Origin of the sequence: Mycobacterium sp. (assembly GCF_035640695.1) — a bacterium.
Lineage (GTDB): Bacteria > Actinomycetota > Actinomycetes > Mycobacteriales > Mycobacteriaceae > Mycobacterium.
The window spans coordinates 91,169-115,014 of record NZ_DASQVQ010000001.1; the positions used below are offsets into that span (position 1 = coordinate 91,169).

The window sequence follows — 23,846 nt, forward strand, 5'->3', positions numbered from 1 at the left end:
TGCCAACAATGACCGTGAACAGCAGTTTGACAGCGTGCCACAGAAAGGTAAACAGCCGCCTAGGCGAGCGGGCGAGCCGCGCGCAACGGCTTGCTAAGAGGCGCGGGTGAACTCGCCGGCCGCGTCCCAGGCCCGGCGCTCGGCGCCGAATGCAACGGCCTGCTGCTGCCGGAAGTCGGCAATGCTGTCGGCGTTGTCGGCGAGCAACCGGTGATAGTCGGCCAGCGAGAACGAGCCGTCGCTGATATCCACCCGGCCGCGACCGGCGGCGATGTCCGCGCGAAGCGCCAACAATTCCTCGGCGCCCACCGGGTAGAAGCTGATCCGGTCGAAATAACGCAGCAGCCACGGTGTTCCCGGCTCGAACGACTCGGTTTCGCGCGGGTGACGGTGATTCCACACCTGCGTCGTCCGACCGACGAACTGATACCCGCCGGGACCCTCCATGCCGTAGATGCACAGGTAGGCGCCGCCGATGCCGACCGCATTCTCCGGCGTCCACGTGCGCGCCGGGTTGTACTTCGTCGTCACCAGCCGATGCCGCGGATCCAGGGGAGTGGCAACCGGTGCGCCCAGGTAAACGTCGCCGAGCCCGAGCACCAGGTAGTCGGCGTTGAAGACAATGTCGTACACCTGCGACACATCGTCGAGACCGTTGATGCGCCTGATGAACTCGATGTTCCACGGGCACCACGGCGCATCTGCTCGCACACCGTTCAGGTAGCGCTGGATCGCTTCGTGCGTCGCCGGATCGTCCCACGACAACGGCAACCGCACCAAGCGGCTGCTCACGACGAGTTCGTCGGAGGCCGGCAGCGCGGCGTCCATGCCCCCCAGCAGCTCGGTGACGTCGGCGATGCACAGCTGCTCCGGCGCGAACTGCACCTGCAGCGATCGCACGCCGGGCGTCAGCTCCAGCAGCCCGGGCACCTCGCGGTCTCGCAGCTTCTCGTACAACACGTGCACACGCGCCCGCATGGCCAGGTCGAGCGCCATCGGCCCGTATTCGACGAGTACGCCGCCGTCTCCGGCCCGTCGGAACGTGACCTCGGTGCCGTCGGCCGCCGTATAGCGGGTCAGCACGCCATCGTCGCCATCGCTGGACGTGGAGATCACGAGTGGGAACGACGCCCGTCGCCGCAAGTCCAGCGACCGCAGTGACGGTGCTCGATCGGCCCGCACCGGCACGAACCGCACCGCGTCGCCGGGCGCCATCTGGCCGAGCTTCCACCGGTCGCCCTCGACCACGGTGATCGGGCAGACAAACCCGCCAAGGCTCGGTCCGTCGGGCCCGAGCAGGATCGGAGTGTCACCGGTGAAGTCAAGGGCGCCAATGCAATACGCGGTGTCGTGGATGTTCGACGGGTGCAGGCCGGCCTCGCCGCCGTCGCTGCGGGCCCACTGCGGCTTCGGGCCGACAAGCCGCACGCCGGTGCGATCGGAGTTGAAGTGCACGGTGTAGTCCGTGCCCACCAGCGTCTCGATGTCGGCACGGGTGAAGAATTCCGGCGCGGCGTGTGGGCCCTCGGTCACCGCGACTTCCCACCTGCTGCCGATGCTGGGCTGGTCCTCGTTGGCCGCCCGGGCTGCCCGCTCGCCGTTGGTCGACGCCGGCGCGCCGTTGGCCGTCAGCCGATCGGTGGCGAGTAGCGGGCGGCCGTCGTGGCCGCCGAACGCGCCGAGCGTGAAAGTTGCTGCGCTGCCGAGATACTGCGGTTCGCACAATCCGCCCTCTACGAGCACATAGCACCGCATGCCCGGGCCGGTGATCATCCCGACGTCCAGCACACCACCCGCCGGTATCCGGACGGACTGCCACTGTGCCACGGGCGCGCCGTCGACCGTCACCGGCACCGGGGCGCCTGTCACGCATACCTGCGCATCGCCCGAAAAGCGCAGCAAGGGGCCGCCTTTCGTGCATTCGAGCCCGGCGGCGCCCTCTGCGTTGCCGAGCACTCGGTTGCCGATCCGAAACGACAGGTCGTCCATCGGGCCCGACGGCGGTACGCCGACGTGCCAGTAGCCGATCCGACCCGGCCAGTCCTGCACGGTGGTCAGCATTCCCGGCCGAAGGACCTCGATTTGGGTCATGACGCCGGTGAGCCGCTGGCGTAAAGAGATCCAGTCTCGGTGATCACCATGCGCACCGGCGTCGGATCGAACCCGTTGCAGGGATTGTTGATCTGCGGGCAGTTCGACACCAACACCAGCGTGTCGATATCGGCGCGCAGCGTGACCTTCTTGCCCGGCGCCGACAACCCGTCGACGATGCCGAGAGTGCCGTCGGCCTCGACCGGAACGTTCATGAACCAGTTGATGTTCGACACGATGTCGCGCTTGCCGAGGCCCCACTTGGCGGCCTCGGCCAGGAAATTCTCGACGCACGCGTGCTGGTGGGCGGTGTGATGGCCGTAGCGCAGCGTGTTCGACTCCTTCGAGCAGGCGCCGGCGATCGTGTCATGGTTGCCGACGTCATCGGCGGCCACCGTCATCAGCGGCGTGCCGTCCGCGGCCCGCAGCACCGAGCCGGTGGTCAGGAAGATGTTGCGCTGCGCGGTGACGGTGGCTTGCGCGCTGTAGCGCACGGTGTGATCGTCGGCGGCATACAACAGGCAATCCACCGCCTGGTTGCCGTGCAGGTCGATGATCTGCAGTTGCTGGCCGGTCCGCACCACCGCCGACCATGGCGCACGGGCGGCCACCACCTCGTCGGAAACGATCCCGGCTTTCACGGTGGCGGTCAATTCGCCGCCTCCGAACCGCCGGCCGCCACCCACGCCGCTTCGGTGTTGAACACGGCACGCAGGTATTCGGGGTCGGCGTTGATCGGCGTCGCCAACTCCTGGCCAGCGCGCCAGGCGATGACGTCGAGCGGCGTCACCGACGGGCTGGGGTCCAGCGGGTGGGCGGCATTGGCGATCACCAGCGCGACCGGCAGGTGCACCAGCAGGTCGACCGCGGCGCCGGCCCCGGCCGATCCGGTGAACTCCAGCGCGCCGCTGGTCGGATCGACGCGAATGCCGCGGAAAAACGACACCGACGGCGCGACATCGCGCACGTCCAGGCCGTGCTTCATCGCGCCCAGCAGCATCAGGCCGCGGCCGGTCGCGGTCGGCCCGCACAAGGTGTCGTGGTGGCCCGAGGAATCGGCGACCACGGTGGCGAGCAGCCTGCCCTGGTCGGAGAGCAGCGGATGGCCCGCGCCCAGGTACGCCTGCCACGGCACCTTCATCGTGTCGGCCACATTCAGCCGCTCCCACGGCGCCTCGGCGCGGTACATCAGCAGGTGAGCACACGCGCCGCCGCCCGGATCGACCAGTCGCACGCGACAGCCCCGGCCGAGCACCTTGGTGGCGTAGCTCTCGGCCGGAATCGACTCCGCCCAGACCAGTCGCGACGGGTCGATGTCCGCCGGGGTGTCCGGTATCCGCATCGCCGCGTGCTCGGCCTGAGCGCGGGCGTGCGATCGCGCTCCGTCGGTGGACGCCGTGCTCACGGGCTGGTCTCCTGGTCCGGGCCGAGGCCTGTTACCTGTCAAGTGAAAGTTTTGGCAGACCGCATTCCCGCCCGGTGTCGTGGTTGTAACGAGTGCGTTGACAACTATTTCTATCAAATGACAGGAAATATGCCAACCCGACCGAAAGGCCTGCGTGCGGTGCAAGAATGAGGCATGCACACCGACGGAAGGGGACGTCCGCGACTGGAGCGGTCCCGCCGGCCGGGCCAGACCGCCAGGGACGAGATCCTCGACGCCGCGGCGGAATTGTTCACCAGCCTCGGCTACGCGAGCACATCGACCCGGCGCATCGCCGAGGCCGTGGGCATTCGCCAGGCCTCGCTGTATCACCACTTCGCCACCAAGGACGACATCCTTGACGCGCTGCTGGCCGGCACCGTCGACGACCCGCTGCGGCTGGCCATCGAGCTGCTCGGCGAAGACGGCCCGTGCGCACCTCGGCTGCACGCACTCGTGGTCAGCGACGCCACACAGCTGTGCCGCAGCCGGTGGAACCTCGGCGCGCTCTACCTGCTGCCCGAGCTGCGCATCGACCGCTTTGAGATGTTCCGGCTGCGCCGCGACGAGCTACGCGCCAACTACCGCCGGCTTTCCCACGGGGTCAGCACGGAATGCGACGGGCCGCCGGACGCCGAGGATCTGCCGTTCCGGCTCGTCGAGTCGGTGATCAACCGACGCTCCGACGAAAGCGTGTGCCCACCGGAGTATGCGTGGGTGATCGCCGACGGCGCGCTGCGCACGCTGGGCTGGGGCGGCGACTTCGCGCGGCTGCGCAAGTCGACGGCGGACCGGCTGAATCTGGCCTATTAGAAGCTGTGCTCGTCGGCGGGGAACGCCCCGCTGGCCACTTCCTCCGCGTACTGCATTGCGGCGCGACGCAATTCGGCGCCCACCTCGGTGAAGCGCTTGACGAACCGGGCGGTCTTGGCGCCGGTGAGCCCCGCCATGTCCTGCCAAACCAGCACTTGAGCGTCGCAGTTGGGGCCTGCGCCGATGCCGATCGTCGGGATGGTCAGCTTGCCGGTGATCTGGGTGGCCAGCTCGGCGGGCACCATCTCCATGACCACTGAGAACGCGCCGGCCTCTTGGACCGCGATCGCGTCAGCGATGGTCTGCTCGGCCGCGTCGCCGCGGCCCTGGACGCGGAAGCCGCCGAGCGTGTTCACGCTTTGCGGCGTGAAACCGATGTGGGCCATCACCGGAATGCCGGCTGCGGTCAGCGCAGCGATCTGGTCGGCGACGCGTTCACCGCCTTCCAGCTTGACCGCGTGCGCGCCGGCCTCCTTCATAAAGCGGGTCGCCGATGCAAGCGCATCGGCGGGTCCGGCCTCGTAACTGCCGAATGGCATGTCAGCCACCACCAATGCGTGCGGCGCGCCGCGAACGACGCCGCGCACCAGCGGAATCAGTTCGTCGATGGTGACCGGCACGGTGGTGTCGTAGCCATAGACGACGTTGGCGGCCGAATCACCAACCAGCAGAACCGGAATACCGGCGTCGTCGAAAACGCGTGCGGTGGAGTAGTCGTAGGCCGTCAGCATGGCCCATTTGTGGCCCTCGGCCTTCATCTTCTGCAAGTGATGCGTGCGGACCTTGCTCCGCGGTGTGGCCGAAGTACCTGCGCTCGGCGCAGCGCCGTAAACCGACTGCTCAGACATCGTTGTCCCTCGTGGGTGGTCGGGTCGATCCTCGTGGCCCATGCGGGTCCCCGGGCTCGTCTGACAAGTTCAGTGTGCCATCCGCGCTGGCTGAAGTGGAAACCGCCAGCGAGTGGACTTCCTCACACTTACGATCACCCTCATGCAACGGCTCAGCGGGCTCGACGCAAGCTTCTTATACCTGGAATCGGCCAAACAACCGCTCCATGTCTGCTCGATCCTCGAATTGGACACCTCGACGATGCCCGGCGGTTACACCTTCGACCGGATGCGCGATGAAATGTCATTGCGCGCCAAGGGAATCCCGATCTTTCGGGAGAAGGTTCTCGACAGCCCGTTCAATCTCGATCATCCGGTGTGGGTCGATGACGAGGATTTCGACGTAGATCGCCACGTGCACCGCATCGGCGTGCCGGCCCCGGGTGGGCGCCGCGAGTTGGCCGAGATCTGCGGTCATATTGCGTCGTTGCAGCTGGACCGGAGCAGACCCCTGTGGGAGACATGGGTGATCGAGGGCGTCGCCGGCACCGATGCCGGCCATGGCGGACGGCTGGCAGTGATGACCAAGGTGCACCATGCCGGTGTCGACGGCGTCAGCGGCGCGAACCTGATGTCGGTGCTGTGCAGCACGGAGCCCGACGCACCGCCGCCGGATCCGGTCGAGGGCGTCGGCGGGGCCAACCAATTCGAACTGGCTGCGAGCGGGCTGCTGCGGTTCGCGACCCGGCCGCTGCAGCTCGCCAATGTGCTGCCCACGACCGCCGCCAGCGTCGTGGAGACCATCCGTCGGGCCATGAGCAATCAGGCGATGACCCGACCTTTCCGGGCGCCGCAGACGGCGTTCAACGCCAAGGTCTCCGGTCACCGCAACGTCGCGTACGCCCAACTTGACCTGGAGGACATCAAGACGGTGAAAAACCGGTTCGGCGTGAAGGTCAACGACGTGGTGATGGCTTTGGTCGCCGGCGTTTTGCGGCAGTTCCTGCTCGACCGCGGGGAGCTACCAGAGGAACCCTTGGTGGCCATGGTGCCGCTGTCGGTGCGCGAGAAGTCGGATCGGGCGGGCCGTAATCAGGTCTCGGGCATGTTCTCCAGCCTGGAAACGCATATCGCCGATCCCGCCGAGCGGTTACGATCGATTGCCACGGCCAATTCGACTGCAAAGGAACACAGTTCGGCGATCTCGGCGACGCTGTTGCAGGACTGGTCGCAGTTCGCCGCACCCGCGGTGTACGGGATCGCGATGCGGGTCTACACCAGTAGCCGGCTGACCGAAAGCAGGCCCGTGCACAACCTGGTTGTCTCGAATGTGCCCGGACCGCAGATGCCGCTGTACTTCCTTGGCGCTGAGATCAGGGCGATGTATCCGCTCGGGCCGATCTTCCACGGCTCCGGGCTGAACATCACCGTGATGTCGTTGAACGGCAAGCTCGACGTCGGGATCATCTCGTGCCCGGAGCTGCTGCCCGACCTGTGGGACCTTGCCGACGACTTCGGCGTCGGCTTGGAGGAGCTGCTCGCCGCGAGGCCATGATCCGCGCGTGCATCCGGCGCCGCCTAACGCAGGCGACCCTGGGGTTTCTGAGCGGCCGGGGCAATGATGGGACGCCAACTCGGCCGCGACGTGGCTCGACGTCGCGAATACCACACAAGACACATTTGCCACCGGCTCCAGGTCGGTGGCCGCTGGCCTGCGGCGGCTCATGGCAGCATGTGGGCCATGATCCTCAATCGCCGACTGTCCGTTGTCGTCGGCAAGACGATGACCTGGGCGGTCGTGATCGCCACCGCTGTCGCGGCGAGCGGCTGCAGCCGAGTGGTCGGCGGGCGTGCGACCATCGCGATGCCCAAGGTGGGAGCGCCCATCGAGTGGCACCCCTGTCAGTCCAGCTCATCCGACGGCCAATCCCACATTCCGCCCGGCGCCCAGTGCGGCAAGCTGGGCGTGCCGGTCGACTACGCCAAGCCTTACGGTGACGCCGCCGCGATGGCGTTGATCAAGTTTCCGGCCACCGGCGCCAAGATCGGCTCACTCGTGATCAACCCCGGCGGCCCTGGGGAGTCCGGGGTGCAGGCCGCCGCGACGATGGTCACTAGCCTGCCGCAGCAGATTCGCGAGCGGTTCGACCTGGTCGGATTCGACCCTCGCGGAGTGGCGAATTCGATGCCCGAGGTCTGGTGCAACTCCGATGCCGACAACGACCGGCTGCGCGCCGACCCGCAGGTCGACTACAGCCCGGAGGGCGTCGCGCACATCGAAAAACTGGCCGATGAGTTCGTGCAGCGCTGTGTCAACAAGATGGGCACTGCGTTCCTCGCAAACGTCGGCACAGCCAATGTCGTCAAGGACCTGGACGCGCTGCGGGCGGCGCTCGGCGACGAGAAGCTCACCTACCTCGGATACTCGTACGGCACGCGCATCGGCTCGGCGTACGCCGAAAGCTATCCGCAGAAGGTGCGGGCGATGGTCCTGGACGGTGCCGTCGACCCGAACGCCGATCCCATTGAGGCCGACATCCGACAGGCCGCCGCGTTCCAGAAGGCGTTCAACGACTTTGCCGCCGACTGCGCGAAAAGCCCGGACTGCGCGCTCGGCACCGACCCGGCCAAGGCCGTCGACGCTTACCACAGCATGGTCGATCCGCTGGTGGACAAACCCGCACCGACCACGGACCCGCGCGGCTTGTCCTACAGTGACGCGATCGTAGGCACCATCCTGCCGCTGTATTCACCGGGGCTGTGGCGCCATCTCACCCAGGGCCTCAAGGAGCTCAAGGGTGGTCGCGGCGACACCATGCTGGCGCTTGCCGACCTGTACATGGGCCGCGACCCGCAGGGCCACTACAACAACTCCACCGACGTGCGGGTGGCGGTGAACTGTGTCGACCAGCCCCCGGTGAAGGATCGGGACAAGGTCGTAGACGAGGACCGACGCGTTCGCCAAGCGGCGCCCTTCATGAGCTACGGCGAGTTCACCGGCCACGCGCCGCTGAACACATGCGCCTTCTGGCCGGTTCCGCCGACCAGCCGGCCACATGAGATCTCGGTCCACGGTCTTCCGCCAATCCTGGTGTTCTCGACGACCAACGATCCGGCTACGCCCTATCAGGCGGGCGTGGACCTGGCCAAGCAGCTCGGCGGCGCCCTGGTGACGTTCGACGGCACTCAACACACCGTCGTACTTCAGGGCAATGCTTGCGTCGACGACATCGTGAGCCGATACCTGATCGACCTCACCGTGCCGCCGCCCGATGCGCACTGCTGATGCGCGGCAAACGCTGCGGACGGTGCGTTCGGGCGTGCTCAACGACCTGTACGGAATGCCACTAGGTAACGGTTTGTCACCGTAGTGCCCTCCGGTTCCCCCGAAATATGTTGCGCATGCGAACATGTCAGCCATGCGGCGGGTGAGACTTTTGTGCTCGGCGCTGCTGTGCGTGGGGTTGGGCCTATCGACATCACCGACGGCGCGGGCGGTGCCCGACGCCGGCCAATTCGGCGTCCAACCGCCGAACTGGGGAGGCTGCCAGCAGTGGGTGGGCGACACCAGCGCATTCCCCGCGGCGCGCTGCGCGACAGTCTCCGTCCCGATTGATTACGGCCGGCCCAGGGGCGCGCAAGCTCAACTGGCCGTAATCCGTGTTCCCGCAGAAGGTCCGCGCATGGGCGTGCTGCTGATCAACCCGGGTGGCCCCGGCGCATCGGCCGTTGACACTCTCGCATCGTCGGCGGCGTCGATCCATGACAGCGAGATCGGCCGCCGTTTCGACCTGGTCGGCATCGACCCGCGCGGCGTTGGCCACTCCACCCCCCAATTGCGCTGCCGCACAGACGAAGAATTCGACGCGTGGCGCCGCGAACCGATGGCCGATTACAGCCCGCCGGGCGTCGCTCACATCGAGCAGCTCTATCAACAGCTCGTCCGCCGCTGCGCCGACCGGAATGGAACGGACTTTCTGGCCAACGCGGGCACCACCGTGGGCGCCCGCGACATCGACGTCGTTCGTCAAGCGCTCGGCGAAGCACAGATCAACTATCTCGGGTATTCCTACGGCACCGCGTTGGGCACGGCGTACGCCGAGGCGTTCCCGCAGAACGTGCGGGCGATGGTGCTCGACGGCGCCGTCGACCCGACCCTCGATGCGATCGAGCAGACCGTCCGCCAGATGGCAAGCTTCCAGCAAGCGTTCGGCGACTATGCCGCCGACTGTGTCAAAGTAGACGGCTGCCCGCTCGGCAACGACGCATCGCAGGCGGTGGCGCGCTACCACGCGTTGGTCGACCCGCTCGTCGGCGCGCCGAGACCAACGCCGACTGACCCGCGCGGGCTGTCGTACCAGGACGCGATCACCGGCACCATCAACGCGCTCTACACGCAGCGCTACTGGAAGTACCTCACCAGCGGACTGCTCGGCTTGCAGCGCGGCACCGACGCCGGCGACCTGCTGATGTTGTCCGACGACTACCAGGGCCGAAATCAATCCGGCCATTACTCAAACCTGCAGGACGCATTCACCGCGATCCGCTGTGTCGACAACGTCGCACCGAAGGACCCAGCGGTCTGGGCGGCCGCCGATCAGCGAATCCGTCAGGTCGCGCCGTTCCTGTCCTACGGCGAGTTCACCGGGTTTGCCCCGCGCGACGTCTGCGCATTCTGGCCGGTTCCGCCCACGTCGCAACCGCACCAGGCCGTTTCGCCGGGCCCGGGCAAGGTCGTCGTCGTGTCCACCACGCATGATCCCGCGACCCCGTACCAGGCCGGCGTGGACCTAGCCCACCAGCTCGGGGCGGCGCTGATCACCAACGAGGGCACTCAGCACACCGTTGTGTTCACCGGCAATCAATGCGTCGACACCGCGGTGACGCCGTTCTTCGTCGATCAGCTGTCACCGCCGGATAATTTGCGGTGCTAAAGGCAGCAACCGCGTAACACAGAATTAACAGCCGGTGCCTACGCTGCGGTGCATGGACCGACAGAAGGAATTCGTCCTGCGCACGCTGGAGGAACGGGACATTCGATTCGTCCGCCTATGGTTCACCGACGTGCTCGGATTCCTGAAATCGGTGGCGATCGCGCCGGCGGAACTGGAGGGTGCGTTCGAGGAGGGCATCGGGTTCGACGGCTCCTCGATCGAAGGATTTGCCCGGGTGTCGGAATCCGATACCGTCGCGCGGCCGGACCCGTCGACGTTCCAGGTGTTGCCGTGGACGACCAGTACCGGCCAACACCACTCCGCGCGGATGTTCTGCGACATCACGATGCCTGACGGGTCGCCGTTCTGGGCTGACTCGCGGCACGTCCTGCGCCGGCAACTCGCGAAGGCCAGCGACCTCGGATTCTCGTGCTACGTGCATCCGGAGATCGAGTTCTTCCTGCTGCAGCCCGGACCTGACGACGGCTCGCCGCCGATTCCCACCGACAACGGTGGCTACTTCGACCAGGCCGTGCACGATGCGGCGCCGAACTTCCGACGGCACGCGATCGATGCGCTCGAGCAGATGGGCATCTCGGTGGAGTTCAGCCATCACGAGGGCGCGCCCGGCCAGCAGGAGATCGATCTGCGCTACGCCGATGCGCTATCGATGGCCGACAACGTGATGACGTTCCGATACGTGGTCAAGGAAGTGGCCCTCGGCGAGGGCGTACGGGCGTCGTTCATGCCGAAACCGTTTGGTGAACACCCGGGCTCGGCGATGCACACGCACATGAGCCTGTTCGAGGGCGAGGTCAACGCATTCCACAGTCCAAACGATTCGCTGCAACTGTCCGACATCGGCAAGTCGTTCATCGCTGGCATCCTCGAGCACGCCAGTGAGATCAGCGCCGTCACGAACCAATGGGTGAACTCCTACAAGCGACTGGTGCAGGGCGGCGAGGCGCCTACCGCGGCGTCATGGGGCGCGGCGAACCGCTCGGCGCTGGTGCGGGTGCCGATGTACACGCCCAACAAGGCGTCGTCGCGGCGGATCGAGGTGCGCAGCCCCGACTCGGCGTGCAACCCTTATTTAACGTTCGCGGTGGTCCTGGCCGCGGGGCTGCGCGGCGTGGAGAAGGGCTACACGCTGGGGCCGCAGGCCGAGGACAACGTCTGGAGCCTGACACCCGAGGAACGCCAGGCGATGGGCTACCGCTCACTGCCCGGCAGCCTCGGTGTGGCGCTGGAGGAGATGGAGAACTCCGAGCTGGTCGCGGAAGCATTGGGGGAGCACGTTTTTGATTTCTTCCTGCGCAACAAGCGCGCGGAGTGGGAGAACTACCGCAGCCAGGTCACCCCGTTCGAACTGAAGACCTATCTGTCGCTGTAGCGCCGTTGCGTTAACGTCGTGGTCGTGGCCAAACCGACGACCGAACGTCCCCGCGTGCCCAGCGTGGGCCGGCTCGGGCTGGTCGCGGACTCGGCGACCAACGACTTGGCCCGGCTCGGCTGGACCACCGACGACTACGTCGAGCTGCTGTGGTCTTTGTCGCGCGCCCCGGACGCCGACGCCGCGCTGCGCACGATGGTCCGCCTCGCCGACGCGTTGGGCAGCGGGTGGGATGAGCTGGACGCGGAGCTGCTGAAGGATCGTTCGCTGCGTGGTCGGCTGTTCGGGGTGGTCGGCTCGTCGCTGGCGCTCGGCGATCACCTGGTGGCCAACCCGAGGGACTGGCACTTGCTGCAGGGTACAGTGACGCTGACAGCGGCCGACGACCTGCGCCGCGAATTCGTGGACTGCGCGGCCGAATCGTCCAGCACGGCAACGCCTGTGATGCAGGCGCTGTACAAACTTTACCGTGACCACCTGCTGGTACTGGCCGCGCTTGACGTCGCGGCCACGGTCGAAAACGAACCCGTGCTGCCGTTCGCCACGGTCGGCGCCGCGCTGGCGGACCTCGCCGACGCCGCACTGGCCGGGGCGCTCGAGGCGGCGATGCGGTCGGTCTGCGGGGACGGGCCGCGGCCACGGCTTGCCGTCATCGGGATGGGCAAATGCGGTGCGCGAGAACTGAATTACGTCAGCGACGTCGACGTGATCTTCGTCGCCGAGAACGCCAACGCCGCAGCGACGCGGGTGGCCGGGGAAATGATGCGGTTGGCGTCCGACGCGTTCTTCCAGGTCGACGCCGCGCTTCGGCCCGAGGGCAGGCACGGCGCGCTGGTGCGCACGCTGGAGTCGCACATCACCTATTACCATCGGTGGGCGAAAACGTGGGAATTCCAAGCGCTTTTGAAGGCCCGGGCCGCCGCCGGCGATGCCGAACTGGGCCAGCAGTACATCGATGCGGTAATGCCGATCGTGTGGACGGCCAGCGAGCGTGAGGATTTCGTGCCCGAAGTCCAGGCGATGCGCCGCCGCGTCGAGGAATTGGTGCCCGCTGATGTTCGCGACCGCGAACTCAAACTCGGCACCGGCGGGCTGCGCGACGTGGAGTTCGCCGTGCAACTGCTGCAGCTCGTGCACGGTCGCAACGACGACACGCTGCACGTCGCCTCTACCGTCGACGCGTTGGCCGCGCTCGGCGCCGGCGGCTACATCGGACGCGATGACGCCGCCAACCTGACCGCGTCGTACGAGTTTCTGCGGCTGCTCGAGCACCGGCTACAACTGCAGCGGCTCAAGCGGACTCACCTGTTGCCGAGGGCCAACGACGACGAGGCGCTGCGCTGGCTGGCCCGCGCCGCGCACATCCGGCCCGACGGCCGGCACGACGCGCTCGGTGTACTCCGCGAGGAACTCAAGCGCCAGAATATGCGGGTGTCGCGGCTGCACGCCAAGCTTTTCTACCAGCCGCTGCTGGAATCCGTCGGGCCCGGCATACGGGGCATGACCGCCGAGGCCGCCGAGCGCCAGATCGCCGCGCTCGGATATATGGCGCCGCAGAACGCGCTGACACACCTGGCGGCGCTGACCAAGCAGCGGGGCCGACGCGGCCGCGTGCAGGATGTGCTGTTGCCGACGCTGCTGGATTGGCTGTCGCAGGCCGCCGATCCCGACGGCGGCCTGCTGGCCTATCGCAGGCTCTCCGAGGCGCTTTCCGAGCAGCGCTGGTATCTGTCGACGCTGCGCGACGAGGGCGCGGTGGCCAAGAGACTGATGCATGTGATCGGCACGGCGCCGTCGTACGTGCCGGAGCTGTTGATGCGGGCACCGGAAGTCATCCAACTGTATGGCGACGGCCCGGACGGGCCGAAGCTTTGTGATACCGACCCGGACGCGGTGGCCCGGTCGCTGGTCAGCGCGGCGAGCCGGCACGACGATCCGGTCCGGGCAATCGCCGCCGCGCGCAGCTTGCGGCGCCGCGAACTCGCCCGCATCGCGTCGGCCGACTTGTTGGGACTGCTTGACGTGACCGAGGTGTGCCGGGCGTTGACGTCGGTCTGGGTGGCCGTGCTGCAGGCGGCGCTGGACGCGGTCATCCGGGCCAATACGCCGGCCAGCGGGCGGGCGCCGGCGTCGATCGCGGTAATCGGCATGGGGCGCCTTGGTGGGAGCGAGCTGGGCTACGGCTCCGACGCCGATGTGATGTTCGTCTGCGAGCCCGCGGACGGCGTCGACGACTCGGTCGCGGTGCGGTGGGCGACCACCGTCGCCGAGCAGATCCGGTCGCTGCTGGGCACGCCCAGCGCCGACCCGCCGCTGGAAGTCGACGCGAACCTGCGCCCGGAGGGCCGAAGCGGCCCACTGGTGCGGACATTGGCGTCGTACCAGGCGTATTACGCACAGTGGGCGCAGCCGTGGGAGGTGCAGGCGCTGCTGCGGGCGCACTGCGTCGCGGGCGACCCCGGCTTGGGTCAGCGGTTTCTGGTGATGGCCGACAGGACACGATACCCACCGGGAGGCGTGTCGCGGGAGGCGGTGGATGAGATCCGTCGCATCAAGGCACGGGTGGACGCCGAGCGGCTGCCCCGGGGCGCCGATCCGAACACCCACACCAAGCTTGGCCGCGGCGGGCTGGCCGACGTGGAGTGGACCGTGCAGTTGTTGCAACTGCGCCACGCCCACGAAGTGCCTGCGCTGCATAACACTTCGACGCTGCAGACGCTGGATGCGATTGGCGCGGCCCAACTGATTCCGGAGGGCGACGTAGACCTGTTGCGGCAGGCCTGGCTGACCGCCACCCGGGCGCGTAACGCGCTGGTGCTGGTGCGTGGCAAGCCGACCGATCAGCTGCCAAGCCCGGGGCGCCTGCTGAACGCGGTTGCGGCCGCAGCGGGCTGGCCGAGCAACGACGGCGGCGAATTCCTGGACAACTACCTGCGAGTGACGCGGCGGGCAAAGGCGGTCGTACGGAAGGTCTTCGGGTGAAGTATTACATCAGCAGTGCCTACCTGGACGGCAAGGAGATCATCGAAATAGCACGAGCTGCAGATGATCTCGGCTATGAAGGGATTGGGATCCCGGATCACGTGGTCAATCTGGAAAGGCTGCAGACCCCGTACCCGTACACGCGCGACGGGCAGCGCCGCTGGCCGCCGTTCACCCAATGGCCCGATCCATGGGTACTGGTTGGCGCGCTCGCCCAAGTGACGCAGCGCCTGCATTTCGTGACAACGGTCTACATTCCGGCGATGCGCGACCCGTACTCGGCGGCCAAATCCATTGGCACGGCGGCCTATTTGGCAGACGAGCGCGTTGAGCTGGGAATCGGTGTGGGGTGGTGCGCCGAGGAGTTCGCGTTGTTGGGCCAACGATTCGACCGTCGCGGCAAACGCACCGACGAAATGCTGGAACTGATGCGTGCCCTGTGGCAGCCGGGATGGACGGAATTCGAGGGCGAGTTCTACCAGACGCCGCGACTGGAGATGGCGCCGACGCCGCCGCGGGTGCCGATCTTCGTCGGCGGCCTCAGCGACATCGCGTTGCGACGGGCGGCACGCCACGACGGCTGGATCGGAGACTTGATCACCACCGACAGTGCGCTGGCGGCGGCGCGGCGGTTGCGAGAGTTGCGGGCCGAAAACGGGTTGTCGATGGACGATTTCACGATTTTGACGCCGTTGACTGATGCTTTGTCGATCGCGGATTACGAGCGTGCAGAGGCGGGCGGCATCACCCACATCCTGACGATGCCGTGGATGTTCTACTCGGGTCCGGGCGCGTCGCTGGCACAGAAGATCGACGACATGAAGAAGTTCCGCCGCGACCTGGCGTTGGCTTAGCCGGCGACGTAGCCGCTGGGTGTCCCACGGCTTGGCGTCGTTTCCTGTACCGGCATGGTCTGCGGGTACGGCACGCGATAGGCGAGTCCGAGGTTCGCGGTACCCAGCGCCGCGTTGGGTGCGCATAGCGGTAATTCGGGCAGAGCGCGCAGCACCGGATTGCCCCAGTCCGGGCGCGACGGGTCAGGGTTGGCGGCGAAGTTGAACGCCGATGTCATGTCGCCGGTGACGCCGGCCCGCCACTCGGTGAGGTTAGGCACTGGCACGTTGAACCGTTTGCCGATCAACCGCAGCTGCGACGTGTGGTCGAACGTTTCGTGGGCGACGAGTCCGCCGCGACTGTACGGAGATATCACGAAACACGGCACGCGGTAGCCGAGCCCGACGGGACCACGCACGCCCCCCGAACCGGTCACGGAATTGATGTTGACCGAGTCGGGAATGTATTCGCCCGGTGTGCCCGGCGGCGGCGTTGGCGGCGTGACATGGTCGAAGAAGCCGCCGTTTTCGTCGTAGCTGATGATCACCGCGGTCTTTTCCCACACCTGCGGGTTAGAGGTGAGAATGCGCAGCAGGTTCACGATGCCGATGGCGCCGACCGCGGCCGGCAGTGCGGGATGCTCGCACTCGATGACCGGCGGGATCACCCACGAGACCTGGGGCAGATTGTTGGCCGCCACATCGGCGGCGAACATTAACGGATACGTTGGAACAATGCCGTGCAGGAACAGTGGCGACATGGGGTTGGCCGCTTGCTTGAACGATCCCACCAGGCCGTCGAAAATTACCTGACTGATCGGTCCGACTGCCTTGTTGCCGTAGACCTTCCAACTGACGCCGGCATCTTGCAGATTCTCGGGCATGATGCGCCAGGTGTACTTGAACTTCGGTAAGACATAGGGCTGCACCAGCATTGGGCCACCCTTGTCGCCCTCAGGGTTGAGGGTGGCGCTGAGCCAATACAGCCGATTCGGCATCGTCGGGCCGAGCACCGAGCAGTGGTAGTGGTCGCACAGGGTGAACGCGTCGGCGAGGAGGTAGTGAATCGGAATGTCCTCGCGCTGGTAGTAGCCCATCAAGGCCGGCGTATTGCCAACTGAGCGGCTCCTCGCCGACATCGGCAGCCACTGGTCGTTGGCGCCGCCATGCCACGCTTCGTGCATCCCGGTCCAGCTGTGATCGGGATCGTTGGTGCAACTGCCGGTCAGGCTGGGCCCCTTGGTGGTGTCGAGGCGGAACGGCAACGTCACTCCGTTCGGGTCGACCTTTTGCGTCTGCGGGTTCCAGCCCGCTTGTTTGAAGACGGGGGCGGGGTTTTGCGTGTCGTGGCCGAACCCCTCGACATCGGAGAGCCTGCCGAAATAGTGGTCGAATGACCGGTTCTCCTGCATGAACAGGACGAAGTGCTCGATGTCGTCGAGAGAACCAGGACCGGGGCCCATGGCATAAGCCTTTTCGATGACGGGTTCTGCCCATGACGCAAGAAGAGCGGCTCCGCCGAGTGCAGTGACTTTCGCCAGGAATTCGCGTCGCGACATTCCAGCGAACGGACCTTCCGACATCGGCCCACCGTAGGGCGCATCGCAGCAACTGGCGCCATCCCAATCACCGCTGTATCAGCAGCGATCGCAAATTGTGATCTCGGCGAGATGCCTACCGTCGTGCGAACCGTCGTCGCCAGCCGGCGACGCCACGATCGGCGTACCCGCCGCGTGCTGCCGTCGTGCCGGCGGGGCGTCGCCGGCTGTCGATCGCATAGGCGCCCGGGCCGGCGAAGAGGATCAGGAGGAACGAGAAGCAGAACAGGATGGCCAACTCTCCTGAGTTGCCGCCGATGGCTCGATCAAAGGGCCAGAACACCTTTGGGCCCGCATTGAATGGCCAGTGCTGCCAGAAGTAAGCGACCGCCATCGTGCCCGATGCCAGGAATGCTGCTGGTCGAGTGAACAATCCGATCATCACCAGCAGTCCGGTGACGAACTCGATCAGGGATGCCCACCATCCGGGCCAGTCGCCGACATGGATCTGCATGGGAAGCGCGAGAGGCCAATTGAACAAGCCCATTGTCCCGTGAAGCGTAAACAGTAAACCGATCATGAACCGGAAAATGCTGAGGACCGTGGGCGAGTAGGTGCTGAGTCTGGCTTCGAGATTGGTCGTCATGAGCTGACCATACGCTGAGAGCCATGGACACAATGACGATGGCGCGACAGGAACGTGAACAATTCGCGGATATGCTCGAGGGGCTTGCTCCGCACCAGTGGGAGGCGGAGACGTTGTGCGAGCGATGGCGGGTGCGCGACGTCGCCGCACACGTGATCAGCTACGACGAGTTGGGCCCCGTAGGGTTGGTGCAGCGGTTCGCCAAGGGCTTGTTTCTGGTGAACCGGGTCAACGCGGTTGGCGTCGGCGATTTCGCCGACCGCACGCCGCTCGAGATCGTCGAATTGATGCGCCGCCACGCTGAGCCGTCGGGGTTGACTGCTGGCTTCGGCGGCCTGATTGCGTTGACCGACGGGATGATCCATCAGCAGGATATTCGCCGAGCCCTCGGGTTTCCGCGCACGATCGCAACGGATCGGCTGTTGGCCGCGTTGAACTTCGCACGCACCGCGCCGACGATCCGCGGCGCGTGGCGGGCTCGCGGGGTGCGACTGGTTGCGACCGATCTCGACTGGGCCGCCGGTCGTGGCCCCGAGGTGCGCGGGCCGGGAGAGGCGTTGCTGATGGCGATGGCGGCGCGGCCTGCGGCGCTGGCGGATCTGGAGGGTCCAGGTAAAGCCAAGCTGGCCGGCCACATCGGGGGATAGGCCGTCCCAGCGGATGTGAACCCGCAGGGCAAGCGCTGGCGGACGGCACAGGGCTGGCTGGCGAGGCTCTGCTCGCGGGTCAGAGTTAGCTGGCTTACACGTCGAAGTAGAGCGCGAATTCGTAGGGATGGGGCCGGATCTGAACCGGCTCAATCTCGTTCTCCCGCTTGAACGTGATCCACGTTTCGATCAGGTCCGGCGTGAAAACCCCGCCCTCCGTCAGGTATTCGTGGTCCTCCTCGAGCCGGTCGATCACCGCGGACAGCGAGGTCGGCGCCTGCGGGATGCTCGCGGCCTCGTCCGGCGGCAGCTCGTAGAGGTCCTTGTCCACCGGCGACTGCGGTTCGATCTTGCGCTTGATGCCGTCGACGCCCGCCATCATCATCGCCGAGAAGGCCAGGTACGGGTTGCCCGAGGAGTCGGGGCAGCGGAACTCCAGCCGCTTGGCCTTCGGGCTGGTGCCGGTGACCGGGATGCGCACGCACGCCGACCGGTTGCGCTGGCTGTACACCAGGTTGATCGGCGCCTCATAGCCCGGCACCAGCCGCTTGTAGCTGTTCACCGTCGGGTTGGTGAACGCCAGCAGCGACGGCGCGTGATGCAGCAGGCCACCGATATAGTGGCGGGCCATGTCCGACAGCCCCGCGTAGCCGGACTCGTCATAGAACAGCGGCCCGCCGTCCTTCCACAACGACTGGTGGCAATGCATGCCGGAGCCGTTGTCACCGAAGAGCGGCTTGGGCATGAAGGTGACCGTCTTGCCGTTCTGCCAGGCGGTGTTCTTGATGATGTACTTGTACAGCATCAAATCGTCTGCCGCGTGCAGCAGCGTGTTGAACTGGTAGTTGATCTCGGCCTGCCCGCCGGAGCCGACCTCGTGGTGGCCCTTCTCAAGGACGAAGCCGGCGTTGATCAGGTTCGTCAGCATCTTGTCGCGCAGGTCCACATACTGGTCGTTGGGCGCCACCGGGAAGTAGCCGCCCTTGTGGCGGACCTTGTAGCCGCGGTTGGGGCTGCCGTCGTTCTCGGTCGCGTTGCCGGTGTTCCACCAGCCCGAGATCGCGTCGACCTCGTAGAACGCGCTGTTGGCGGTGGAGTCGAACGCAACCGAGTCGAAGATGTAAAACTCGGCCTCCGCGCCGAAGTACGCGGTGTCGGCGATGCCGGTGCTGATCAGGTAGTTCTCGGCCTTGCGCGCGATGTTGCGCGGATCCCTCGAGTACGCCTCGAGGGTGAACGGGTCATGGACGAAGAAGTTGAGGTTCAGCGTCTTGGCCTCGCGGAAAGGATCGACCTGCGCGGTGTCCGGGTCCGGCAGCAGCACCATGTCGGACTCGTGGATCGCCTGAAAGCCGCGAATCGACGAGCCGTCGAACGCGATCCCATTTTCGAAAACGCTCTCGTCGAACGCCGCGGCCGGAATCGTGAAGTGTTGCATGACGCCGGGCAGATCGCAGAATCGGACGTCGATGTACTGAACGTCCTCGTCCTTGACGACCTTGAAGACGTCGTCGGGCGTCATATCGGCCACTGAAGTGCTCTCCTTTATCTAGTAACCCGCGGGATGACGCTATGGAGCCGATGTTGCGCGTTCGTCAACCGCATGTTGCGCCGACGTTACGCAATCCCATTGTGAGACGCGGCCGGTTGAGCCCGCATTTGACCCCTCTATCCTGGGGCCATGGACCGCCCCGGCGCATCTTGGCTGTCGGGTCCCGAATCGGCAAAACCGGGTGGGGCGACCGACTACCCGGGAGAGCGGCTGGGTTTGCCAGCGACGGGTTCCCGGTCACCGGCCCACATCGGCCGCCGCGTCGCTGCGCTGCTGGTCGACTGGCTGATCGCCTACGGAATCGCCGCGCTCGGCGTCACCGCCGGCGTGTATTCGACAGCCGCGTTGTCGACCGCCGTGTTGGTGATTTGGTGCGGGCTCGGCGTTATTGCGGTTCGGCTCTTCGGATTCACCCCTGGGCAGCTCGCGCTCGGACTGGTCGTGATACGGATCGACGCCGCCGGAAACGTCGGGCATGTCGGCATCGGTCGCGCCGTCGCACGCGGGCTGTTGATCGCACTGGTGATACCGCCGCTGTTCACCGACTCCGACGGCCGTGGGCTGCACGACCGGATCACCGGCACCGCGGTGGTGCGGCGTTAGCTATCGCCGGCTATCGCCTGCGCACCGTGCGTTGGACGCCGCGCATTTTCGCGGCCGTCGGCACCGGTCCCTTAGGCATCGCCGCCATGCCCGTGCGCGAACCCAGCGCCGTCAACCGCGACTCCAGCGAATCCATCTGCTTGGCGGTGATGTTCGCGGGCAGCTTGGTCAGGTGCCGTTCCAGCTTGGCGAGCGGCACCTCGCCTTCACCGTTGCCCACCATGACGTCGTAGATCGGCACGTCGCCGACCAGCCGGGCGGTCCTCTTCTTCTCCTGCGAAAGCAACGGCTTCACCCGCGCGGGCGATCCCTCGCCGACGAAGATGACACCCGGGCGGCCGACCACCCTGTGCACGGCGTCGAAGTGCCCGGTGGCGGCCACACCATGGGTGACCCGCCACTTGCCGCGCAGGTTGTCCAGCGCCCACGCCGCCGCGCCGGTTTGACCCTCCGCCTTGCGGTAGACCGATTTCTGCGCGCGGCGCCCGAAGATGATGAACGCCACCAGCGCGCCGAGCACCACGCCGAACACGATCAGCGTGACCATCGTGAAGCCGCCGGACAGCGCACCGGCCGTCGTCGCGGCGGCGACGATCAGCACGAACGCGCCGATCATCAACGGCAGTAGCCATTTGTCTTCCTTGCGCTGCATCTGGAACGCCTGCCACAGCTGCTTGCGGCGCTGCTTTGACGCCGCCTTCCGCTCGGCCTTCGCCTCCGCCTTGGCGGCCTTGATGGCGGCGGGATCACGAGTTTTCGCCATGCGCCAAGGATACGGGTGAGCCGCCAGCGTCAGGCGCGGGTCCGAGCCGTGATGGCCTGGGCATAAAGCCGCCCGGCCCGATACGACGACCGCACCAGCGGACCGGCTAACACCCCGGCGAAACCGAGCGCTTGCGCGAATGCCGCGTGCTCGGTGAACTCCTCGGGCTTCACCCACCGCTCCACCGGGTGATGGCGCACCGATGGGCGTAGGTACTGGGTGATCGTGACGATGTCGCAACCGGCGTCGCGCAGGTCGGTCAGCGCCGCACGAACCTCGTCCGGGGTCTCGCCGAGACCCAGGATCAGATTGCTCTTGGTCACCAACCCGTAGTCGCGGGCCGCAGTCAGCACGTCGAGGCTGCGCTCGTAGCGGAAGGCCGGACGGATGCGCTTGAAGATGCGCGGCACCGTTTCGACATTGTGTGCCAACACTTCCGGGCTTGCCTGAAAGACTTGCTCGAGCAACGCCGGCTCGCCGTTGAAGTCGGGGATCAGCAACTCGACGCCGGTCGACGGGTTGAGTTTCTTGATCTGGCGCACGGTTTCGGCGTAGAGCCACGCCCCGCCGTCGGGCAGGTCGTCGCGGGCCACGCCGGTGACCGTCGAATAGCGCAAGCCCATCGCCTGAACGCTTTCTGCGACTCGCCGCGGCTCGTCGCGGTCGAATTCGGTGGGCTTACCGGTGTCGATCTGGCAGAAGTCACAGCGACGGGTGCACTGCTCGCCGCCGATCAAGAACGTGGCCTCGCGGTCCTCCCAGCATTCGTAGATGTTCGGGCAGCCCGCCTCCTCGCAAACGGTGTGCAGCCCTTCGCGGCGTACCAGTTTCTTCAGCTCGGTGTACTCGGGGCCCATCCGCATGCGGGTCTTGATCCACGGCGGCTTGCGCTCGATCGGCGTCTGCGCGTTGCGGACCTCGAGGCGTAGAAGTTTGCGGCCGTCCGGAGCCGCCGGGCCAGCGACATCGGATCCAGAAGCGACGGTCACGGTATCGATGCTAGTGCGAGTGGGCCATCGAGGACGTCGCACACGGCCTCGGCAACCCGCGCCCGGACCTCATCGACACCGACGCGGTGGCCCAACTCGGCGGTCAACGACGTCACCCCCGCGTCGGTGATGCCGCACGGCACGATCGGGCGAAACGCGGCGAGATCGCAATCACAGTTCACGGCGAACCCGTGCAGCGTTGTCGCCCGCTGCACCCGCACCCCGATCGCCGCCACCTTGCGTGCGGGTCGCGTGTCGTCGGCGGGCAGCCACACACCGGAGCGGCCCGCGACCCGGCCAGCGGGCAAGCCCACGTCGGCGCACACCCTGATCAGCGACTCTTCAAGGCGCCGAACATAATTCACCACATCAATGGGGTCGGCCAAGCCGATGATCGGATAACCGACCAGTTGGCCGGGACCATGCCAGGTGATCTTGCCGCCGCGATCGGTGTCAACCACCGGCGTCCCGTCGAGTGGACGCTCGTGCGCTTCGGTGCGGCGTCCGGCGGTGTAGACAGACGGATGCTCCAGCAGTAGCAGCGTGTCGGGGCCACCGGCCAGCCGGGTCTCGACCAGTCGCCGCTGCAGCTCCCACGCCTCGCGGTAGTCGACCGTGCCGAGTTGGCGCACCTCGATCGGGGTGGCCGCGGCGCGGATCGAAGACGTCACACTGTTGACGGTACTAGGAAGTGTTGGGCGCCGGCGTCGAGTGTGGCGTCGAGTGTGGGTGCGGGGCGTCAAGTCTGAGTGGGTGGCGTCCGGTGTGCGCTGAGGGCGAGGAATCGCCGGGCGTGTGCGCCCAGGCCGCACAGTCGGCGCCGTGGTTTCACAGTCGGCGCCGTGGTTTCACAGTCGGCGCCGAGGTTTCACAGTCGGCGCCGAGGACGTCATGGTACTAGCCGCCGTCGCGCGGCGTGGTCGCGTAGGACAGGGCCTCGCCGATGGTGTTCTGGTGGAACTGGAAACCGGCGCGTTCCAGCGCCGCCGGTATCGCCCGCTGGCCGGACAGCAATCCCTCGTCGGCGAATTCACCGAGCAAAGTCCGAATCGCGAACGCAGGCACCAGCAATGGTGTCGGCCGGTTGAGCGCGCGGCCGAGCGCGGTGGTGAACTCCGCATTGGTGACGGGTGCGGGACCGGTGAAGTTGAGCGGGCCTGACACGCCGTCATGGGATATCGCGAACAACAGGGCGCGGACCTCGTCCTCGAGGCTGATCCACGGCATGTACTGGCGGCCACTGCCGATCCGCGCGCCCAGCCCGAGTGAAAACAACGGCCGCAGCCGCCCGAGGATGCCACCGTTGGGTGACAGCACAAGACCGGTGCGGACCAACACCACTCGGACGCCGGCCTGCTGGGCGGGCCGCGTTGCGGCCTCCCAGTCCTGGCACAGCTGCGCGAGGAAACCCGTTCCCGGCGGGGCGGTTTCGTCGGCGACACGGTCGCGGGTGTGGCCGTAGTAGCCGACCGCGCTGGCGTTGACGAGCACCTTGACGCCGGCCTCCACGGCCGCCGCCGAGAGCACCTCGGTCGGCACGATGCGGCTGTCGCGCAGCTGTTGCTTGTATTCGCCCGACCACCGTCTGTTGCCGACCCCGGCCCCGCACATGTTGACCACGGCGTCCACCCCGCGCAGCGCGCCGGCGTCGAATTCACCGGTTTGGGGACTCCAGTGCAGTTCGTCGGCATTGGACGGCGCACGCCGCACGATGCGCAGAACCCGATTGTCCGCGGCACGCAGCGCCGACACCAGCGCCGAACCGATGAGGCCCGAGGACCCCGCGATCGCGATCAGTGCGTCCGCCACGTC

At 66.7% G+C, this 23,846-nt stretch carries 20 protein-coding genes; 9 read left to right on the forward strand and 11 right to left on the reverse strand.

The genetic code is table 11. From position 1 onward, the window contains the following. Positions 1 to 93: 93 nt before the first annotated feature. The 3 genes from VE759_RS00450 to VE759_RS00460 are packed head-to-tail and all read right to left on the reverse strand — an operon-like array spanning position 94 to position 3,496. The gene (locus VE759_RS00450; RefSeq protein WP_324927120.1) at positions 94 to 2,091 is read right to left on the reverse strand and encodes a 5-oxoprolinase/urea amidolyase family protein; all 1,998 of its coding nucleotides are present in this window, start codon (positions 2,089 to 2,091) and stop codon (positions 94 to 96) included. Continuing rightward, positions 2,088 to 2,744: an urea amidolyase associated protein UAAP2 gene (locus VE759_RS00455; protein ID WP_324927122.1), complete on the reverse strand. Its 657-nt coding sequence runs from the start codon at positions 2,742 to 2,744 to the stop codon at positions 2,088 to 2,090. Before VE759_RS00455 ends, VE759_RS00450 begins: the two co-directional genes overlap by 4 nt. Next, entirely contained in the window at positions 2,741 to 3,496 is a 756-nt protein-coding gene (locus VE759_RS00460) for a DUF1989 domain-containing protein (protein ID WP_324927125.1), read from the reverse strand. The genes VE759_RS00455 and VE759_RS00460 overlap by 4 nt, the downstream gene beginning before the upstream one ends. Positions 3,497 to 3,670: 174 nt before the next feature. Here VE759_RS00460 and VE759_RS00465 point away from each other — a divergent pair, with 174 nt between their 5' ends. Continuing rightward, positions 3,671 to 4,327, forward strand: coding sequence for a helix-turn-helix domain-containing protein (locus VE759_RS00465; protein WP_324927128.1), 657 nt, complete (start codon positions 3,671 to 3,673; stop codon positions 4,325 to 4,327). On the opposite strand, the gene panB is transcribed toward VE759_RS00465, so the two are convergent. Then, on the reverse strand, positions 4,324 to 5,175 hold the full coding sequence (gene panB, locus VE759_RS00470) for a 3-methyl-2-oxobutanoate hydroxymethyltransferase (protein ID WP_324927131.1): 852 nt from the start codon (positions 5,173 to 5,175) through the stop codon (positions 4,324 to 4,326). The two genes, VE759_RS00465 and panB, sit on opposite strands and share 4 nt — an antisense overlap. 142 nt (positions 5,176 to 5,317) lie before the next feature. Between panB and VE759_RS00475 the strand changes: the two genes are divergently transcribed. The 6 genes from VE759_RS00475 to VE759_RS00500 all read left to right on the forward strand — a co-directional run bounded on the left by VE759_RS00475 (position 5,318) and on the right by VE759_RS00500 (position 15,317). After that, positions 5,318 to 6,709, forward strand: coding sequence for a wax ester/triacylglycerol synthase family O-acyltransferase (locus VE759_RS00475; RefSeq protein WP_324927134.1), 1,392 nt, complete (start codon positions 5,318 to 5,320; stop codon positions 6,707 to 6,709). 186 nt (positions 6,710 to 6,895) lie between these two features. Next, positions 6,896 to 8,440, forward strand: coding sequence for an alpha/beta hydrolase (locus VE759_RS00480; protein WP_324927137.1), 1,545 nt, complete (start codon positions 6,896 to 6,898; stop codon positions 8,438 to 8,440). Between the two features lie 124 nt (positions 8,441 to 8,564). Continuing rightward, entirely contained in the window at positions 8,565 to 10,088 is a 1,524-nt protein-coding gene (locus tag VE759_RS00485) for an alpha/beta hydrolase (protein ID WP_324927140.1), read from the forward strand. Between the two features lie 52 nt (positions 10,089 to 10,140). Beyond that, entirely contained in the window at positions 10,141 to 11,481 is a 1,341-nt protein-coding gene (locus VE759_RS00490; protein WP_324927143.1) for a glutamine synthetase family protein, read from the forward strand. An 18-nt stretch (positions 11,482 to 11,499) separates the two neighbouring features. Continuing rightward, a complete protein-coding gene (locus tag VE759_RS00495; protein WP_324927146.1) occupies positions 11,500 to 14,463 on the forward strand; it encodes a bifunctional [glutamine synthetase] adenylyltransferase/[glutamine synthetase]-adenylyl-L-tyrosine phosphorylase in 2,964 nt (987 codons plus the stop codon). After that, positions 14,460 to 15,317, forward strand: coding sequence for a TIGR03619 family F420-dependent LLM class oxidoreductase (locus VE759_RS00500; protein ID WP_324927149.1), 858 nt, complete (start codon positions 14,460 to 14,462; stop codon positions 15,315 to 15,317). Before VE759_RS00495 ends, VE759_RS00500 begins: the two co-directional genes overlap by 4 nt. On the opposite strand, the gene VE759_RS00505 is transcribed toward VE759_RS00500, so the two are convergent. Together VE759_RS00505 and VE759_RS00510 are read right to left on the reverse strand one after the other, a co-directional pair. Then, positions 15,314 to 16,879 carry a phospholipase C gene (locus tag VE759_RS00505; RefSeq protein WP_324927151.1) on the reverse strand — a complete coding sequence of 522 codons (1,566 nt, stop codon included), beginning with the start codon at positions 16,877 to 16,879 and terminating at the stop codon, positions 15,314 to 15,316. The two genes, VE759_RS00500 and VE759_RS00505, sit on opposite strands and share 4 nt — an antisense overlap. Before the next feature lie 91 nt (positions 16,880 to 16,970). After that, complete coding sequence (locus VE759_RS00510) at positions 16,971 to 17,480, reverse strand: DoxX family protein (protein ID WP_324927154.1); 510 nt, start codon at positions 17,478 to 17,480, stop codon at positions 16,971 to 16,973. 32 nt (positions 17,481 to 17,512) lie between these two features. Between VE759_RS00510 and VE759_RS00515 the strand changes: the two genes are divergently transcribed. Beyond that, positions 17,513 to 18,127, forward strand: a complete 615-nt coding sequence (locus VE759_RS00515; protein WP_324927241.1) for a maleylpyruvate isomerase family mycothiol-dependent enzyme — start codon at positions 17,513 to 17,515, stop codon at positions 18,125 to 18,127. A 94-nt stretch (positions 18,128 to 18,221) separates the two neighbouring features. Here the strand turns inward: VE759_RS00515 and glnA are convergent, their stop codons facing one another. Then, positions 18,222 to 19,658, reverse strand: a complete 1,437-nt coding sequence (gene glnA, locus VE759_RS00520; protein WP_324927156.1) for a type I glutamate--ammonia ligase — start codon at positions 19,656 to 19,658, stop codon at positions 18,222 to 18,224. Between the two features lie 150 nt (positions 19,659 to 19,808). Between glnA and VE759_RS00525 the strand changes: the two genes are divergently transcribed. After that, positions 19,809 to 20,282, forward strand: a complete 474-nt coding sequence (locus VE759_RS00525; protein ID WP_324927159.1) for an RDD family protein — start codon at positions 19,809 to 19,811, stop codon at positions 20,280 to 20,282. Positions 20,283 to 20,292: 10 nt separating this feature from the next. Here VE759_RS00525 and VE759_RS00530 read toward each other — a convergent pair whose 3' ends face one another. The 4 genes from VE759_RS00530 to VE759_RS00545 form a co-directional block, all read right to left on the reverse strand. Beyond that, the gene (locus VE759_RS00530) at positions 20,293 to 21,045 is read right to left on the reverse strand and encodes a DUF4191 domain-containing protein (RefSeq protein WP_324927162.1); all 753 of its coding nucleotides are present in this window, start codon (positions 21,043 to 21,045) and stop codon (positions 20,293 to 20,295) included. A gap of 29 nt (positions 21,046 to 21,074) precedes the next feature. Further along, a complete protein-coding gene (gene lipA / locus VE759_RS00535) occupies positions 21,075 to 22,034 on the reverse strand; it encodes a lipoyl synthase (RefSeq protein ID WP_414687801.1) in 960 nt (319 codons plus the stop codon). Beyond that, the gene (lipB, locus tag VE759_RS00540) at positions 22,031 to 22,705 is read right to left on the reverse strand and encodes a lipoyl(octanoyl) transferase LipB (protein WP_324927165.1); all 675 of its coding nucleotides are present in this window, start codon (positions 22,703 to 22,705) and stop codon (positions 22,031 to 22,033) included. The genes lipA and lipB overlap by 4 nt, the downstream gene beginning before the upstream one ends. Positions 22,706 to 22,931: 226 nt before the next feature. Beyond that, complete coding sequence (locus VE759_RS00545) at positions 22,932 to 23,843, reverse strand: TIGR01777 family oxidoreductase (RefSeq protein ID WP_324927247.1); 912 nt, start codon at positions 23,841 to 23,843, stop codon at positions 22,932 to 22,934. Positions 23,844 to 23,846 lie beyond the last annotated feature (3 nt).